The following is a 14431-nucleotide window of genomic DNA, read 5'->3' as shown; positions in this document are numbered from 1 at the left end:
CGCGTGGCTTCCAGTCAGAGGTAAAACAACTTCTGCACCTGATGATCCATTCCCTCTATTCAAACAAAGAGATTTTCCTGCGTGAACTGATCTCCAACGCCTCCGATGCGGCTGACAAGCTGCGCTTCCGCGCACTGTCGACGCCGGATCTGTACGAAGGCGATGGCGACCTGCGCGTGCGTATCTCGGTCGACAAGGAAAAACGCACGCTGACGCTGAGCGATAACGGCATCGGTATGCGCCGTGATGAGGTGATTGAAAACCTCGGTACCATCGCGAAATCCGGTACCAAAGCGTTTCTGGAATCGATGGGTTCCGATCAGGCAAAAGACAGCCAGCTGATCGGCCAGTTCGGCGTCGGTTTCTACTCGGCGTTTATCGTGGCTGACAAAGTGACGGTACGCACCCGTGCTGCGGGCGCCAAAGCCGACGAAGGTGTGTTCTGGGAATCCGCCGGCGAAGGCGAGTATACGCTGGCGGAGATTGAGAAAGCCGATCGCGGCACCGAAATTACGCTGCACTTCCGTGAAGGCGAAGATGACTTCCTCGACGCGTGGCGCGTGCGCAACGTGATCAGCAAATATTCCGATCACATCGCGCTGCCGGTGGAGATCGAGACCAAAGACGAAGAGAACGATACCGTCACCTGGGAGAAGATCAACAAAGCCCAGGCGCTGTGGACGCGCAACAAAGGCGAAATCAGCGACGAAGAGTACAACGAGTTCTACAAACACATCGCCCATGATTTCAGCGATCCGGCCATCTGGAGTCACAACCGCGTCGAAGGTAAGCAGGAGTACACCAGCCTGCTGTACATCCCGTCGCGTGCGCCGTTCGACATGTGGAACCGCGACAGCAAGCACGGTCTGAAACTGTACGTGCAGCGCGTCTTCATCATGGATGACGCGGAACAGTTCATGCCCAACTACCTGCGCTTTGTGCGTGGCCTGATAGATTCCAGCGATCTGCCGCTCAACGTTTCCCGTGAGATCCTGCAGGACAGCCGCGTCACGCAGAGCCTGCGCGCCGCGCTGACCAAACGCAGCCTGCAGATGCTGGAAAAACTGGCCAAAGACGACGCAGAGAAATATCAGCAGTTCTGGAAAGAGTTCGGTCTGGTGCTGAAAGAGGGCCCGGCGGAAGATCATGCCAACCAGGAGGCGATTGCTAAACTGCTGCGTTTCGCCACCACCCAGAGCGAAGGTGCGGCGCAGACCGTTTCGCTGGACGATTACGTTAGCCGCATGGTTGAAGGGCAGGAGAAGATTTACTACATCACTGCCGACAGCTATGCCGCCGCGAAAAGCAGCCCGCATCTGGAACTGTTCCGTAAGAAAGGCATCGAGGTCCTGCTGCTCTCCGATCGTATCGACGAGTGGATGATGAGCTACCTGACGGAGTTCGATGGCAAAGCATTCCAGTCGGTGAGCAAAGCGGATGAGTCGCTGAGCAAGCTGGCGGACGAAGAGACGGAAGCGCAGAAGGAAGCGGAAAAAGCGCTGGAGCCGTTCGTCGATCGCGTGAAAACCCTGCTGGGCGAGCGTGTCAAAGAGGTGCGCCTGACCCATCGCCTCACCGACACGCCAGCGATTGTCACCACCGACGCCAACGAAATGACCACGCAGATGGCGAAGCTGTTCGCCGCAGCCGGTCAGGACGTGCCGGAAGTGAAGTACATCTTTGAGATCAATCCGGAGCATACGCTGGTGAAACGCGTGGCTGATACCCAGGATGAAGCGCGCTTTGCGGAGTGGGTTGAACTGCTGCTGGATCAGGCGCTGCTGGCCGAGCGCGGCACGCTGGACGATCCTAACCAGTTTATCCGCCGCATGAATCAGTTGCTGACGGCGTAACGCGGTGCGGTAATCGGAACGGTCGGCATGAATGCCGACCCTACAGGTTACCTGGCACCGATTCGACAACTGTCCACTCTCTGTAGGGTCGTCATTAATGACGACCTAAAAAAATCACATATTCGTAGGGTCGTCATTAATGACGACCTTTTTTTATTTATGCCGCCCTTGCTTACTTCAGCGCTTCATCCCGCAGCCAATCCCGGAACAACGTAATCTCCGCATCGTGCTGGCGTGACCGCTTGGTCATCATCCAGGTGGCACGGTCGGCGCGCACAAACCCCAGCGGCGCAATCAGCGTGCCGTCGTTCAGCTCCTGACGCACCAGCAGGCGCGGTGCCACAATCACGCCCAGTCCGTTTCTCGCGGCCTGAATCGCCAGCGTCAGATTATCGAAATGTTTGCCCAGCCAAAAATTACCGCGCACGCCGCTGATCTTCGCCCATTCGGCCCAGGCCTGCAGGCGGGTATCGGCGTGCAAAAGCGGCAGCGACGCCAGATCCTGCTCGCTGTGAAAACGCGCCGCGTACTGTGGGGCGCACAGCGGGCCGACGTAATCATCGCTGATGAGCGAGGCATCTATGTCGTCGTCCGGCGCCTGTTCATAACTGAGGATCAGCACATCGGTGTGTTCGCTGCGCAGCTGAGCAATATCGCCCTGCGGCTGAAATTGCACTTCAATATCGGGATAGCGCTGGTAAAAGCTGCTGATGCGCGGAATCAGCCACTGGGATAAAAAACTCGGGGTACAGGCGACGCTCAGATGATTGCGCATCCCGGTGCGAATACTTACGCAGGTGGTAGAGAGTTCGCTAAAGGCTTTCTGGCAGCTCACCAGCAGACGTTCGCCGTGAGAGGTTAAGCGCACGCGCCCGTTAGTGCGGATGAACAGAGGCTTGCCCATCCAGCTCTCCAGCTGGCGAATCTGATGGCTGATGGCGCTGTGGGTGACATGGAGACATTCGGCCGCGACGCTAAAGCTGCAATGCAGCGCCGCCTGATGAAAATAGTGCAGTGCACGTAACGACGGAAGCGCGGTCATACTCATCCCCTGTGTAAAAACCTAACAGGGATTGTCAGTTTATATCATTTTAATGTCCAGCCGCATTAACCTAACCTTTCCTGCTTAATCTGGCGGGTTGACGGACCGGCTTCGCTGTGTACAGCAGCGACGATGTCCGCTGCCAGCGCCAGCTTCACACAGCAGAATAATACAGAGAAATGTCACGTGATGACTTCACAACAGGCTACTGCCAGGGCGGCGGCGCGCGATCGGCTGCGCGGCTTGCTGTCCCGTCACTATCGGCTGGAAAATTACGATCTGTTTTTTGCCCCCTCACTGCACATCGCGCGCGTGCTGCTCTCGCAACTGTTTCTGCGCCAGGAGCAGGCGCGCAATCAGACGCGCTACGCCGCGCAATATCCGGTCAGCGAACTCAGCGTGCTGCCGGCCCTGCCGATGATGGCGGGCAATATCGCGCTGGTCGATCACGTCGATATGCAGCAGGGCCGGGTGCGCAATCTGAGTGCCTGCCAGAGCCAGGGCGTGACGCACGCGTCCGGCTCCTTCGCCAGCGTGTTGCATAAACGACTTATCAGCGAGGCGCGACTGTTTGTCACCCAGCTGAATCAGCATGCGATGCTGAGCGACGATCTGGTGCTGATTGCGCTGCGTACTCATGATTTTAGTACGCTGGTGCGCAGCGAACTGCGGCTGTTCGAACAGGGGCTGGCGCTTGGTGACGCGCCGGAACGCGCGCTGGAGTGCATGGCGCAGGACGACTGGCAGCCCTTCAACGTTGCCAGTGTTGACAGCCTGACGCTGGATACGCCGTTCACGCTGCAGTCGATTCACCAGCCCGGCCTGCCGTTTGCGCTGCTGCCCTTGCCGCCCGGCAGTGCGCTGCCCGCGTTGCCCGCGGATATGCAGCTGCTGCCCGCGCCGCATCGCCTGTTTTTGCCGGTCAGCGTACGCGGCAACGGCAATAAGCCGCAGAACGTCACCGCTGCGCTAAAAAAACGGCTGCGCGAGGTGCTCAGAGACAGCCGAAATTCTTAAAAACGCGCCTGCTACTGGCGCACCGCGCTAAAGCAGGTCAAAGTAGGCCTTTCAGCGCCCGGGGGCCCGTTGCCTTGTGGTGTGCGGGTCATAATGGTATGTTCTTGGCCTTCTCAGATTGATCAATGCGATTCGCAAGGGGAATTACGCAATGCGTATTATTCTGCTCGGGGCACCGGGCGCAGGTAAGGGCACTCAGGCTCAATTCATCATGGAGAAATACGGTATTCCGCAGATCTCCACGGGCGACATGTTGCGTGCGGCTGTCAAAGCCGGCACCGAATTGGGCCAGCAGGCGAAAGCCATCATGGATGCCGGTAAACTGGTAACGGACGAACTGGTGATTGCGCTGGTTAAAGAGCGTATCGCGCAGGAAGACTGCAAAAACGGCTTCCTGCTCGATGGTTTCCCACGCACCATTCCGCAGGCTGACGCCATGAAAGAGGCGGGCATCAAGGTGGATTACGTGCTCGAGTTCGCCGTACCGGACGAACTGATTGTCGATCGCATTGTCGGCCGCCGCGTGCATGCGCCGTCAGGCCGCGTTTACCACATCAAATACAATCCGCCGAAAGTGGAAGGTAAAGATGACGTGACCGGCGAAGAGCTGACCACGCGTAAAGATGACCAGGAAGAGACCGTGCGTAAGCGTCTGGTGGAATACCATCAGCTGACCGCGCCGCTGATTGCTTACTACAGCAAAGAAGCCGAAGCCGGTAACACCGAATACCACAAAATCGACGGCACCCGCCAGGTGACCGAAGTGAGTGCACAGCTGGCCGATATCCTCGGCTAAGTGGTGACCAGGGCCGGTTGTCCGGCCCTTTTGCAGCAATTGCTTTCCCCCTCCGCTTTTTCCGCTACAATTTCCCCCGATTCAGAACCATTGTCTGCGACATCAAGGAAATACAATGAGGCAAGATAAGCCTGGGGTTTTACTGGTTAACTTAGGTACACCAGACGCACCGACCACCGCGGCGGTGAAACGCTATCTGAAACAGTTCCTCGGCGATCCGCGCGTGGTGGATACGCCGCGCTGGCTGTGGTGGCCGATTCTCAATTTCATCATTCTGCCATTCCGCTCGCCGCGTGTTTCGAAGCTGTACGCATCGGTGTGGATGGACGAAGGTTCCCCGCTGATGGTGTTCAGCAAGCGGCAGCGTGCCGCGCTGGCGCAGCGGCTGGATATGCCAGTAGAGTTGGGCATGAGTTACGGCCAGCCGAGCCTCAACGGTGCGGTTGAGCGTCTGCTGGCGCAGGGTGTCACCAAATTCATCGTGCTGCCGCTCTATCCGCAGTTCTCCTGCTCCACGGTGGCGGCAGTGTGGGATGGCCTGGCGGCCAGCTTTAAACCGCTGCGTTCCCTGCCGGAAGTGGCGTTTATCCGCGATTACGCCGAACATCCGGCCTATATCGCCGCGCTGAAGGCCTCGGTGGAGCGCTCGTTTGCCCAACACGGCGAGCCGGATCTGCTGGTGCTCTCTTACCACGGCATTCCGCAGCGCTTCGCCAATGAAGGCGACGACTACCCGCTGCGCTGCAAAGACACCACCGACGCCCTGGCCGCCGCGCTCGGCATTGCGCCGCATAAAATCATGATGACCTTCCAGTCGCGCTTTGGCCGCGAGCCATGGCTGATGCCGTACACGGATGAGACCATGAAAAGCCTGCCGGCTAAAGGGATCAAACATGTGCAGGTGATGAGTCCGGGCTTTGCGGCGGACTGCCTCGAGACGCTGGAGGAGATCAGCGGCGAAAACTGCGAAATCTTCCTGCACGCTGGCGGCGAGAAATTTGAATACATTCCGGCGCTTAATGCGGATGATGAGCACATCGAGATGATGGTGCAGCTGGTACAAGCGCGCCGCTAAGGGTGCGGCAGAGAATGTGATATCATTCTCTGCCTGATTTTCCCTGACGGCAGCTTTCATGAAATTTCCCGGCAAACGTAAATCCAAACACTATTTCCCCGTCAACGCGCGCGATCCGCTGCTGCAGGCTTCCCAGCAGGAGCAGGAAGAGGGCAGCTGGGTGGTGGGTATCGACCAGACGCTGGTGGATATCGAAGCCAAAGTCGATGACGACTTCCTGCAGCGCTATGGCCTGAGCGCCGGTCATTCGCTGGTCATCGACGATGCGACCGCCGAAGCGCTGTACAACGAGCTGATGCGCGAGCAGCTGATCAGCCACCAGTTTGCCGGCGGTACCATCGGTAATACGCTGCACAATTACTCGGTGCTGGCTGATGACCGTTCGGTGCTGCTCGGCGTGATGTGTAACAACATCCAGATTGGCGGTTACGCCTATCGCTACCTGTGCAATACCTCCAGCCGCATGGACCTTAACTTCCTGCAGGGCGTCGATGGCGCCATTGGCCGCTGCTTTACCCTGATCGGCGAGCAGGGCGAGCGCACCTTTGCTATCAGCCCTAGCCTGATGAACCAGCTGCAGGCCGCCAGTATTCCGGAAGAGGTGATTGCCGGTGCGTCTGCACTGGTGCTGACATCCTACCTGGTGCGCTGTCAGCCGGGCGAACCGATGCCGGAAGCGACGCTGCGGGCCATCGAGTTCGCCAAAAAGCACAATGTACCGGTGGTGCTGACGCTCGGTACCAAATATGTGATTCAGGATAACCCGCAGTTCTGGCGCGATTTCCTGCGCGAACACGTCTCGATTGTGGCGATGAATGAAGAGGAAGCGTTCGCGCTGACCGGCGAAGCGGATCCGCTGCTGGCCTCTAACATGGCGCTGGACTGGGTCGATCTGGTGCTGTGCACCGCCGGACCGACCGGGCTGTATATGGCCGGGTTCACCGAAGAGGCGTTTAAGCGCAAAACCAATCATCCGCTGTTGCCGGGGGCGATTGCCGAGTTCAACCAGTATGAGTTCAGCCGCGCCATGCGCCATCAGGATTGTCAGCAGCCGCTGCGGATCTTCTCGCACATTGCGCCTTACATGGGCGGTCCGGAGAAGATCATGAACACCAATGGTGCCGGTGATGGCGCGCTGGCGGCGCTGCTGCACGATATTACCGCCAATAATTTCCATCGTCAGAAAGTACCAAACTCCAGCAAACACGCCCGCGAATACCTGACCTACTCGTCGCTGGCGCAGGTGTGCAAATATGCCAACCGCGTCAGTTATCAGGTGCTGAACCAGCACTCCCCGCGTCTGACGCGCGGACTGCCGGAGCGGGAAGACAGTTTAGAAGAGTCTTACTGGGACAGGTAATAACGGCGGGTTGACCAGCGATCCGTCATGGATGACTGCGCTGTGTAAAGCGGTGCGCATGAATGTGTGATGGATATCTGCGCTGTGCGAAACGATGCGCATGAATGCGTGATGGATATCTGCGCTTTGCGAAACGGTGCGCATGAATGCGCACCCTACATGGGTCTCCATGGCGGCGCATCCTATGGTAGGGTCGCCATTCATGGCGACCTGGCAAATTAATAACGTCTTAAATCGGGCACTCGCGCACAATCGGGTTTTGCGCGATCTCTTCCTGCAATACATGCAACATACTGTTGGCAATCTCCCGCTCGCCCATTACCACGCGATTGGCGCCACGCTCCATGATATAGGCCACTTCGTCGTCGTAATGCGCCCGGGCGATAATCTCAATATCTGCCCGCTTTTCGCGCGCGGCGGTAACAATTTCCCCGGCTTCATAGCCGTTGGGGATGGTCAGCAGCAGCCAGCGCGCGCAGTCAAGACGCGCTAAATCCATGGTATCGACTCGCGCCGCGTTACCCAGCACGGCTTTGATGCCCTGTTCGCGCAGCGCTTCGACGCGCGGGCGCGAATTCTCCACCACCACCAGCGGCACATCAGCTTCCATCAACTGCTGTCCCAGCAGGCTGCCGACGCGGCCATAACCCACAATCACCGCATGATTGCAGATATCCACCGGAATCTGCTTCTCTTCTTCAATTGCCTCTTCCAGCGTCTGCTCTTCCATGGTCTCGGTTTTGTCGAGATAACGCTCCAGCACGGTAAACAGAATCGGGTTAAGCATGATGGAGAGGATCGCCGCCGCCAGCACCAGGTTGCGGCCTTCGTCGCTCAGCATGCCGAGCGAAATCCCCAGTCCGGCGAGGATAAAAGCGAATTCGCCAATCTGCGCCAGGCTGACGGAGATGGTCAGCGCGGTGCGCCGCGAGTGGCCGAGCAGCGTGACCAGCAGCCAGGCGGCAATCGATTTACCCAGCACGATAATGGCCAGCGCACCCAGCACCGCCAGCGGCTGCTCCAGCAGGATCATCGGGTCGAACAGCATGCCGACCGAGACAAAAAACAGCACGGCAAACGCATCGCGCAGCGGCAGCGTGTCGTGTGCTGCCCGGTGGCTGAGCTCTGATTCATTCAGCACCATGCCGGCAAAAAAGGCGCCGAGGGCAAAGGAAACATCAAAGAATTCCACCGCGCCAAACGCGATACCCAGCGCCAGCGCCAGTACCGACAGCGTAAACAGCTCGCGTGAACCGGTGGCGGCGCTTTTGGCCAGAATCCACGGCACCACGCGGCGGCCGACCACCATCATCAGCACCATAAAGGCAGCGACTTTGCCGATGGTCAGTAACAGGTCCCACGCCAGCAGCGTCGGGCTGGCATTTCCCTGCTCCAGCATGCCGGCGATGGCCGGCAGCAGCACCAGCGTCAGCACCATCACCAGGTCTTCGACGATCAGCCAGCCGATGGCGATTTGCCCGCGCTGGCTATCAATCAGTTGACGCTCTTCCAGCGCGCGCAGCAGCACCACGGTACTGGCGGTAGAGAGACACAGGCCAAACACCAGGCCGGTCATCCATGACCAGCCCATCGCCCATGACAGACCCATTCCCAGCAGCGTGGCGACCGCGATCTGCGCGATGGCACCGGGAATGGCGATCGACTTTACCGACATCAAATCCTTTAGCGAGAAGTGCAGACCGACGCCGAACATCAGCAGAATGACGCCGAGTTCAGCCAGTTCGGGGGCCAGATTGGTATCCGCGACGAAGCCCGGGGTAAAAGGACCCGCCAGCACGCCGGCCAGCAGATAGCCGACCAGCGGCGAGATGCGCAGGCGATTCGCCAGCATACCAAGGAGAAATGCGAGGACCAGACCTCCGACAATGGTGGTGATCAACGGGGTAGTGTGATGCATGCCTGTCTCCTTGTGTGCAAATGTATCCGCTTGTAACAACCTAGTGTAATGCACAATCGTTCGCCGCGTTTAAACATTTGAGCGGTGAAAGACGAAAAAATTGAAAAAATGAGACAAAAACGCAGCCGAAGCGCTATTTTCCTCAGTTATCTCAGCATATCGGCAGGATTTATGCAGAATGGAGGGGGGCAGAGAAAAATAGTTGCCCCCCGAAAGGGCTCAGCGCTGCTGCTGATCAGGTAAGAAAGCGGTCAACAGGCCAATAAGTGGCAGCCAGGCGCAGATTTGATACACCCATTCGATACTGGTGTGGTCGGCTACTACGCCCAGCACCGCCGCGCCGAGGCCGCCCATGCCAAAAGCAAAACCGAAAAACAGCCCGGAAACCATGCCGATACGCCCGGGCAGCAGCTCCTGGGCATAGACCAGAATGGCGGAAAACGCCGAGGCCAGGATCAGGCCAATAATTACGTTCAGCACGCTGGTCCACATCAGGCTGGCGTGCGGTAACAGCAGGGTAAACGGCGCCACGCCGAGAATCGATCCCCAGATGACATATTTCCGTCCGATTTTATCGCCTATCGGCCCACCGATAATGGTGCCGGCGGCGACCGCGCCGAGAAAGGCAAACAGATGGAACTGCGAGGCCTGCACGGACAGCCCGAATTTGTGCATCAGATAGAAGGTGTAATAGCTGCTCAGGCTGGTGAGATAAAAGTACTTGGAGAATATCAGCAGCAGCAGAATACCGATGGCCAGCGCCACTTTATTGCGCGGCAGGGGGTTACGCGGCCTGCTGGCAGCGCTGGCCTGCGTGGCGCGCTGCTGGTGGCTGTACCAGCGGCTCACCTGCAGCAGCACAATGATGCCGAGCAGCGCGGCCAGCATGAACCAGCTGAGATGGCCTTTGCCATAGGGCGCGACGATAATGGCGGCCAGCAGCGGCCCGAGTGCGCTGCCAAAGTTACCACCGACCTGAAACAGCGACTGAGCCAGCCCGTGGCGGCCGCCGGAGGCCATACGCGCCACGCGCGACGATTCCGGATGAAACACCGATGAGCCGCAGCCAACCAGCGCTGCGGCCAGCAGCACCTGCGGATAAGTGCTGGCAAAGGTCAGCAGCACCAGACCGAACAGGGTAAACCCCATCCCGACCGGCAGTGACCAGGGTTTCGGATATTTGTCGGTGTAATAGCCAATCAGCGGTTGTAATAATGAGGCCGTAACCTGATACGTCAGCGTAATCAAACCAATTTGCACAAAGCTGAGGCTGAAATCTTTCTGCAGCAGCGGATAGATCGCCAGTAACAGCGATTGCAGCATATCGTTCAGCAGATGCGCGAGACTGATGGCACCAAGAATGCCAAAAGCGGTACGCCCGGTGCGCCGCGTCGGGGTTAACGTCTGTTCACTTGCCATAAAGATCCTGAAGGGGTGGGAATTTCGTTATCAGATTGTTACGTCATGCATGACTGTATTCGCCTTTGGCCTTGAGTTAAAGGGCGAACTGTGCGACACAGAAGGGCGAAAAAGCACATCAGGCGCACCGCCCGGAAAAAAACGCAGAATAAGGAGATCGGCTTTGTTGTTATCACCGCACAGAGGGCGCTGGCTGGCGCTGATTATGCTGCTGTTGCCGCTGCTGGCGCAGGCGTGGCAGCCGGACCGCAGCTATCGCTTCAGCATTTTGCACACCAACGATCATCACGGCCATTTCTGGGCCAACGCGCAGGGTGAATATGGTCTGGCTGCGCAAAAAACGCTGATGGATCAGCAGCGGTATGATGTACAGGCCAAAGGCGGCGGCGCGCTGATTCTGTCGGCGGGCGACGTCAATACTGGCGTGCCGGAATCGGATGTGCTGAACGCCGAGCCGGACATTCGCGGCATGAACCTCATCGGCTATGACGCGATGGCGCTCGGTAACCACGAGTTCGACAAACCGCTCAGCGTGCTGCAAAAGCAGCAGAAATGGGCGAAGTTTCCTTTTCTTGCCGCCAACATTTATGCCAAAGGCAGCGATAAGCGCCTGTTTAGGCCGTGGGCGATATTCAATCGTATGGGGCTGAAAATTGCGGTGATCGGCCTGACCACCACTGATACGCTGCGCATCGCCAATCCGCAGAACGTGGCGCAGATAGAGATTCGCGATCCGGTGAAAGAGACGGAAAAAGCGGTGGCGGAACTGCGCGCCAGCGACAAGCCGGATGTAATTATCGCGCTGACGCACATGGGCCACTACGACGACGGGCAGCATGGCAGCAACGCACCGGGCGATGTGGAACTGGCGCGCAGCCTGCCGCCGGGCACGGTTAACGTGATCGTCGGCGGTCATTCGCACGATGCGGTGTGCATGGCAAAAGAGAACGTCAGCGTGGCGGATTATCAGCCCGGACAGCCGTGCCAACCGGATCGCCAGAACGGCGTGTGGATCGTGCAGGCGAAAGAGTGGGGAAAATTTGTCGGTCGCGGCGATTTCACCTTCCGCAACGGTGAGCTGACGCTGGATAACTATCAGCTGATTCCGGTCAACCTTAAGCACAAGGTGAAGAACCTTGATGGTAGCGAAACCTGGCTGCCGTATCAGGAAGCGATAGCGCAGAACGGCGCAATGATGAAGCTGCTGACGCCGTATCAGCTGCGTGCCGGCAAGCAGCTGGCGGTTAAGGTGGGCAGCAGCGACAGCGTGTTTGATGGCGACCGCAGCAAGGTGCGCTTTGAACAAATGCCGCTGGCTCAGCTGATTCTGCGCGCGCAGATGGCGGCTACTCAGGCCGATTTTGCTGTTATCAGCGGCGGCGGTATTCGCACCTCGCTGGCGCAGGGCGAGATCAGCTGGCGCGATCTGTTGCAGATCCAGCCGTTTGGCAATCAGGTGGTGTCCGTGACGCTGACGGGCAAAGAGCTGCTGAACTACCTGGCGACGGTGGCGAATATCAAAGCCGATTCCGGCGGTTTCGCGCAGTTCAGCAACATCAGCCTGGTGGCCGATGGCAAAAGCGTTAGTGCAGTGAAAATCAATGGCGAGCCGCTGCAGCAGGATAAAACCTATCGCATGGCCACCAACAGCTTTAACGCCAGCGGCGGCGATGGCTACCCGGTGATTGATGGCCATGTTGGTTTCCGCAACAGCGGCCTGCGTGATGCCGAGGTGCTGCGCAGCTATGTCAGTCAGCACTCACCGCTGCGCGTCGCCGATTATGCGCCACCGCAGATTGTGCATCTGACACCGCAGCAGGTTGAGGAGCGCGATAAAGCGCTGGAGAAGCAAAAGAAGCGCAGCTATCCGCAGATGATCCTGGCGTGGATCTGGCCGCGCGCGGCGCACGAGTGACAAAACGGGCGGCACTTCAGCCGCCCGTGGTTTTTCAGGCGCGGCAGGATTTCTGGCTCACCCAGCGCTGGCGCAGCTTATCCCATGCCCAGTTGTAAGCCATGGTGTAGGGCAGAAAGAACAGAAAGAACGCCACTTCCAGCAGGAAAGCGTCCAGCAGCGAAATGTGCAACATCCACGCGGCAATCGGCAGGCCGATGAGGATAAAGCCGCCCTCAAAGCCGAGCGCATGCAGCGCGCGCAGGCCGAGACCGCGCTGGCGCTGCGGCGGACAGAGACGGTCAAAACCGCTGTTATAAATGATGTTCCACAGCATGGCGACGGTCGACAGCATAATCGCCAGCGCGCCCATCTGAAACAGCGGTTTATCCATGACCCAGGCGGCCAGCGGCGCAACCGTGACGATCGCTAACCCTTCAAAGCCTGCGGCATGACAAAAACGTTCTTTCAGTGAACGGGTACGCATATAAACCTCCTTTTGAGTAACGCCACGCATTTTCTCACTGCACAATGCTAAGATAAAATGATTACCTATCGATAAAAGCGATGGTTCAGCATGAAGTACTCACCAGAATCCCTTGAGGCATTTGTCCAGACCGTCGCCAGCGGCTCGTTTTCCGCAGCGGCGCGTGCGCTGGCAAAAAGTCAGTCCACCATCAGTAGCGCGGTGGCCAATCTCGAAGATGACTTAGGCTTTGCGCTGTTTGATCGCAGCGGTCGCCAGCCGGTGCTGACCGCTCAGGGCCAGCGCGCGCTGGCGCAGGTGCAGCAAATTCTTGCTGCCAGCCAGCGGCTGGATGAACTGGCGGTGCGGCTGTCGCAGGGCGTTGAGCCGCGTCTCAGCCTGGCCATTTCCGACTTCTGGCAGGCCGATCACCATGAAAATCTGCTGACGCGCTTTGAGGCACGCTATCCGGATATCGAGTTTGAATGCATGATTGCGGAAGATGAGGATGTGCTGGATTTACTGCAGGCCGGGCGCGTACACCTTGGCGTGGTGCGCGCCCAGCCGCGTTTGCCGCCGGATCTGGCGGTGGCGCGACTGCAGGTTGAAGCGCAAATGGCGATTTTCCTGCATCAGGATCACCCGCTGGCAGCCCGTTCGCAGGTGAGCGAGGCGCAGCTGGGCGAATTGCGTCAGCTGCGGCTCAATACCTGGGTGGAAACCCGCCAGCCGCTGCCGGCGGGCCGCACCTGGTCGGCCCCAACCTATCTTTTATTGCTGGAGATGGCGGAGCAGGGGTTTGGCTGGAGCGTACTGCCGCGCTGGCTGGTGCAGCAGTTTGGTCATCAGGTCTTGCGCGAGCTGCCGGTGCCGGGCTGGCCGCAGCACATCGCGGTGGATGTCATCTGGTCGCGGCGCAATCCGCCGGGCCCGGCCGGGCGCTGGATGATCGACCAGCTGTGCGCGCAGCAGCCTGATTAATCGCGGCGCGCCACGTCAGCCAGCGTGGCATCCAGCAACCGTGCCAGATCCTGCGCGGCCAGTTCGATATCCAGCCCGCGCTTGCCGCCGGAAATAAAGATGGTCGGGAATTCGCTGGCCTGCTGATCGATCACCGTCGGCAGCCGCTTTTTCTGCCCCAGCGGACTGATGCCACCCACCAGATAGCCGGTGACGCGCTGCGCCAGTTGCGGATCGGCCATGTCCGCTTTCTTCGCCCCCAGCGCTTTGGCGACTTTTTTCAAATCCAGCTGTGAGGAGACCGGCGTCACCGCCACTGCCAGCGCTTTGCCATCACCGTTAAGCGCCACCAGCAGGGTTTTAAACACCTGGCGCGCATCCAGGTTGAGCTTGCGCACCGCCTCGTCACCGAAGTGCGTTTCATGGCTGTCATGCTCGTAGGGATGCAGGGTAAAAGCGACCTGTTGTTTTTCCAGCAGTTTTACGGCGGGTGTCATATTCAGTCCTTGCTACGAAAATTCTTATCTCGGTTTGCGTGAAAGTACTGGCGAAAATCTGAACTTTGCGCGAAAATTGGCCGGCGCCAGTCACCCTGGCGATAACCAAAATCATAAACAAATTCCTCTTTGAC

12 protein-coding genes are annotated in these 14431 nt (G+C 58.5%); 7 read left to right on the top strand and 5 right to left on the bottom strand.

The window, feature by feature from the left end:
* A partial coding sequence (htpG, locus tag QMM04_RS07290) for a molecular chaperone HtpG (protein WP_282995916.1) occupies nt 1-1853 on the top strand: 1853 nt, incomplete at its 5' end.
* A 172-nt stretch (nt 1854-2025) separates the two neighbouring features.
* On the opposite strand, the gene QMM04_RS07285 is transcribed toward htpG, so the two are convergent.
* Nucleotides 2026-2895, bottom strand: a complete 870-nt coding sequence (locus tag QMM04_RS07285) for a LysR substrate-binding domain-containing protein (RefSeq protein ID WP_021507220.1) — start codon at nt 2893-2895, stop codon at nt 2026-2028.
* 189 nt (nt 2896-3084) lie between these two features.
* Between QMM04_RS07285 and QMM04_RS07280 the strand changes: the two genes are divergently transcribed.
* From QMM04_RS07280 to QMM04_RS07265, 4 genes are all read left to right on the top strand, one after another.
* Complete coding sequence (locus tag QMM04_RS07280) at nt 3085-3912, top strand: DUF6024 family protein (RefSeq protein ID WP_031279661.1); 828 nt, start codon at nt 3085-3087, stop codon at nt 3910-3912.
* Between the two features lie 151 nt (nt 3913-4063).
* Nucleotides 4064-4708: an adenylate kinase gene (adk, locus tag QMM04_RS07275; protein WP_021507222.1), complete on the top strand. Its 645-nt coding sequence runs from the start codon at nt 4064-4066 to the stop codon at nt 4706-4708.
* Between the two features lie 115 nt (nt 4709-4823).
* The gene (hemH, locus tag QMM04_RS07270; RefSeq protein WP_021507223.1) at nt 4824-5783 is read left to right on the top strand and encodes a ferrochelatase; all 960 of its coding nucleotides are present in this window, start codon (nt 4824-4826) and stop codon (nt 5781-5783) included.
* Between the two features lie 58 nt (nt 5784-5841).
* Nucleotides 5842-7143: an inosine/guanosine kinase gene (locus tag QMM04_RS07265; RefSeq protein WP_282995915.1), complete on the top strand. Its 1302-nt coding sequence runs from the start codon at nt 5842-5844 to the stop codon at nt 7141-7143.
* A 229-nt stretch (nt 7144-7372) separates the two neighbouring features.
* Here QMM04_RS07265 and ybaL read toward each other — a convergent pair whose 3' ends face one another.
* Together ybaL and QMM04_RS07255 are read right to left on the bottom strand one after the other, a co-directional pair.
* The gene (ybaL, locus tag QMM04_RS07260; protein WP_021508650.1) at nt 7373-9061 is read right to left on the bottom strand and encodes a YbaL family putative K(+) efflux transporter; all 1689 of its coding nucleotides are present in this window, start codon (nt 9059-9061) and stop codon (nt 7373-7375) included.
* Nucleotides 9062-9280: 219 nt separating this feature from the next.
* Complete coding sequence (locus QMM04_RS07255) at nt 9281-10480, bottom strand: MFS transporter (RefSeq protein WP_282995914.1); 1200 nt, start codon at nt 10478-10480, stop codon at nt 9281-9283.
* 163 nt (nt 10481-10643) lie between these two features.
* Here QMM04_RS07255 and ushA point away from each other — a divergent pair, with 163 nt between their 5' ends.
* Complete coding sequence (gene ushA / locus QMM04_RS07250; protein ID WP_282995913.1) at nt 10644-12395, top strand: bifunctional UDP-sugar hydrolase/5'-nucleotidase UshA; 1752 nt, start codon at nt 10644-10646, stop codon at nt 12393-12395.
* A 34-nt stretch (nt 12396-12429) separates the two neighbouring features.
* Here ushA and QMM04_RS07245 read toward each other — a convergent pair whose 3' ends face one another.
* The gene (locus QMM04_RS07245) at nt 12430-12861 is read right to left on the bottom strand and encodes a multidrug/biocide efflux PACE transporter (RefSeq protein ID WP_021508647.1); all 432 of its coding nucleotides are present in this window, start codon (nt 12859-12861) and stop codon (nt 12430-12432) included.
* A 90-nt stretch (nt 12862-12951) separates the two neighbouring features.
* Here QMM04_RS07245 and QMM04_RS07240 point away from each other — a divergent pair, with 90 nt between their 5' ends.
* On the top strand, nt 12952-13821 hold the full coding sequence (locus tag QMM04_RS07240; protein WP_021508646.1) for a LysR family transcriptional regulator: 870 nt from the start codon (nt 12952-12954) through the stop codon (nt 13819-13821).
* Here QMM04_RS07240 and ybaK read toward each other — a convergent pair.
* Entirely contained in the window at nt 13818-14297 is a 480-nt protein-coding gene (gene ybaK, locus QMM04_RS07235) for a Cys-tRNA(Pro)/Cys-tRNA(Cys) deacylase YbaK (RefSeq protein ID WP_021508645.1), read from the bottom strand. The two genes, QMM04_RS07240 and ybaK, sit on opposite strands and share 4 nt — an antisense overlap.
* Nucleotides 14298-14431: the final 134 nt, after the last annotated feature.

This window comes from Pantoea sp. Pa-EAmG (assembly GCF_030024295.1).
Taxonomy (GTDB): Bacteria; Pseudomonadota; Gammaproteobacteria; order Enterobacterales; family Enterobacteriaceae; genus Pantoea; species Pantoea dispersa.
This window is presented reverse-complemented; position numbering and strand designations above follow the sequence as displayed.

Excerpts from the sequence above, each read along its gene's own strand:
- QMM04_RS07285 (WP_021507220.1), bottom strand. The coding sequence starts at position 2,895 with ATGACCGCGCTTCCGTCGTTACGTGCACTGCACTATTTTCATCAGGCG.
- QMM04_RS07280 (WP_031279661.1), top strand. The coding sequence starts at position 3,085 with ATGACTTCACAACAGGCTACTGCCAGGGCGGCGGCGCGCGATCGGCTG.
- adk (WP_021507222.1), top strand. The coding sequence starts at position 4,064 with ATGCGTATTATTCTGCTCGGGGCACCGGGCGCAGGTAAGGGCACTCAG.
- hemH (WP_021507223.1), top strand. The coding sequence starts at position 4,824 with ATGAGGCAAGATAAGCCTGGGGTTTTACTGGTTAACTTAGGTACACCA.
- QMM04_RS07265 (WP_282995915.1), top strand. The coding sequence starts at position 5,842 with ATGAAATTTCCCGGCAAACGTAAATCCAAACACTATTTCCCCGTCAAC.
- ybaL (WP_021508650.1), bottom strand. The coding sequence starts at position 9,061 with ATGCATCACACTACCCCGTTGATCACCACCATTGTCGGAGGTCTGGTC.
- QMM04_RS07255 (WP_282995914.1), bottom strand. The coding sequence starts at position 10,480 with ATGGCAAGTGAACAGACGTTAACCCCGACGCGGCGCACCGGGCGTACC.
- QMM04_RS07245 (WP_021508647.1), bottom strand. The coding sequence starts at position 12,861 with ATGCGTACCCGTTCACTGAAAGAACGTTTTTGTCATGCCGCAGGCTTT.
- QMM04_RS07240 (WP_021508646.1), top strand. The coding sequence starts at position 12,952 with ATGAAGTACTCACCAGAATCCCTTGAGGCATTTGTCCAGACCGTCGCC.
- ybaK (WP_021508645.1), bottom strand. The coding sequence starts at position 14,297 with ATGACACCCGCCGTAAAACTGCTGGAAAAACAACAGGTCGCTTTTACC.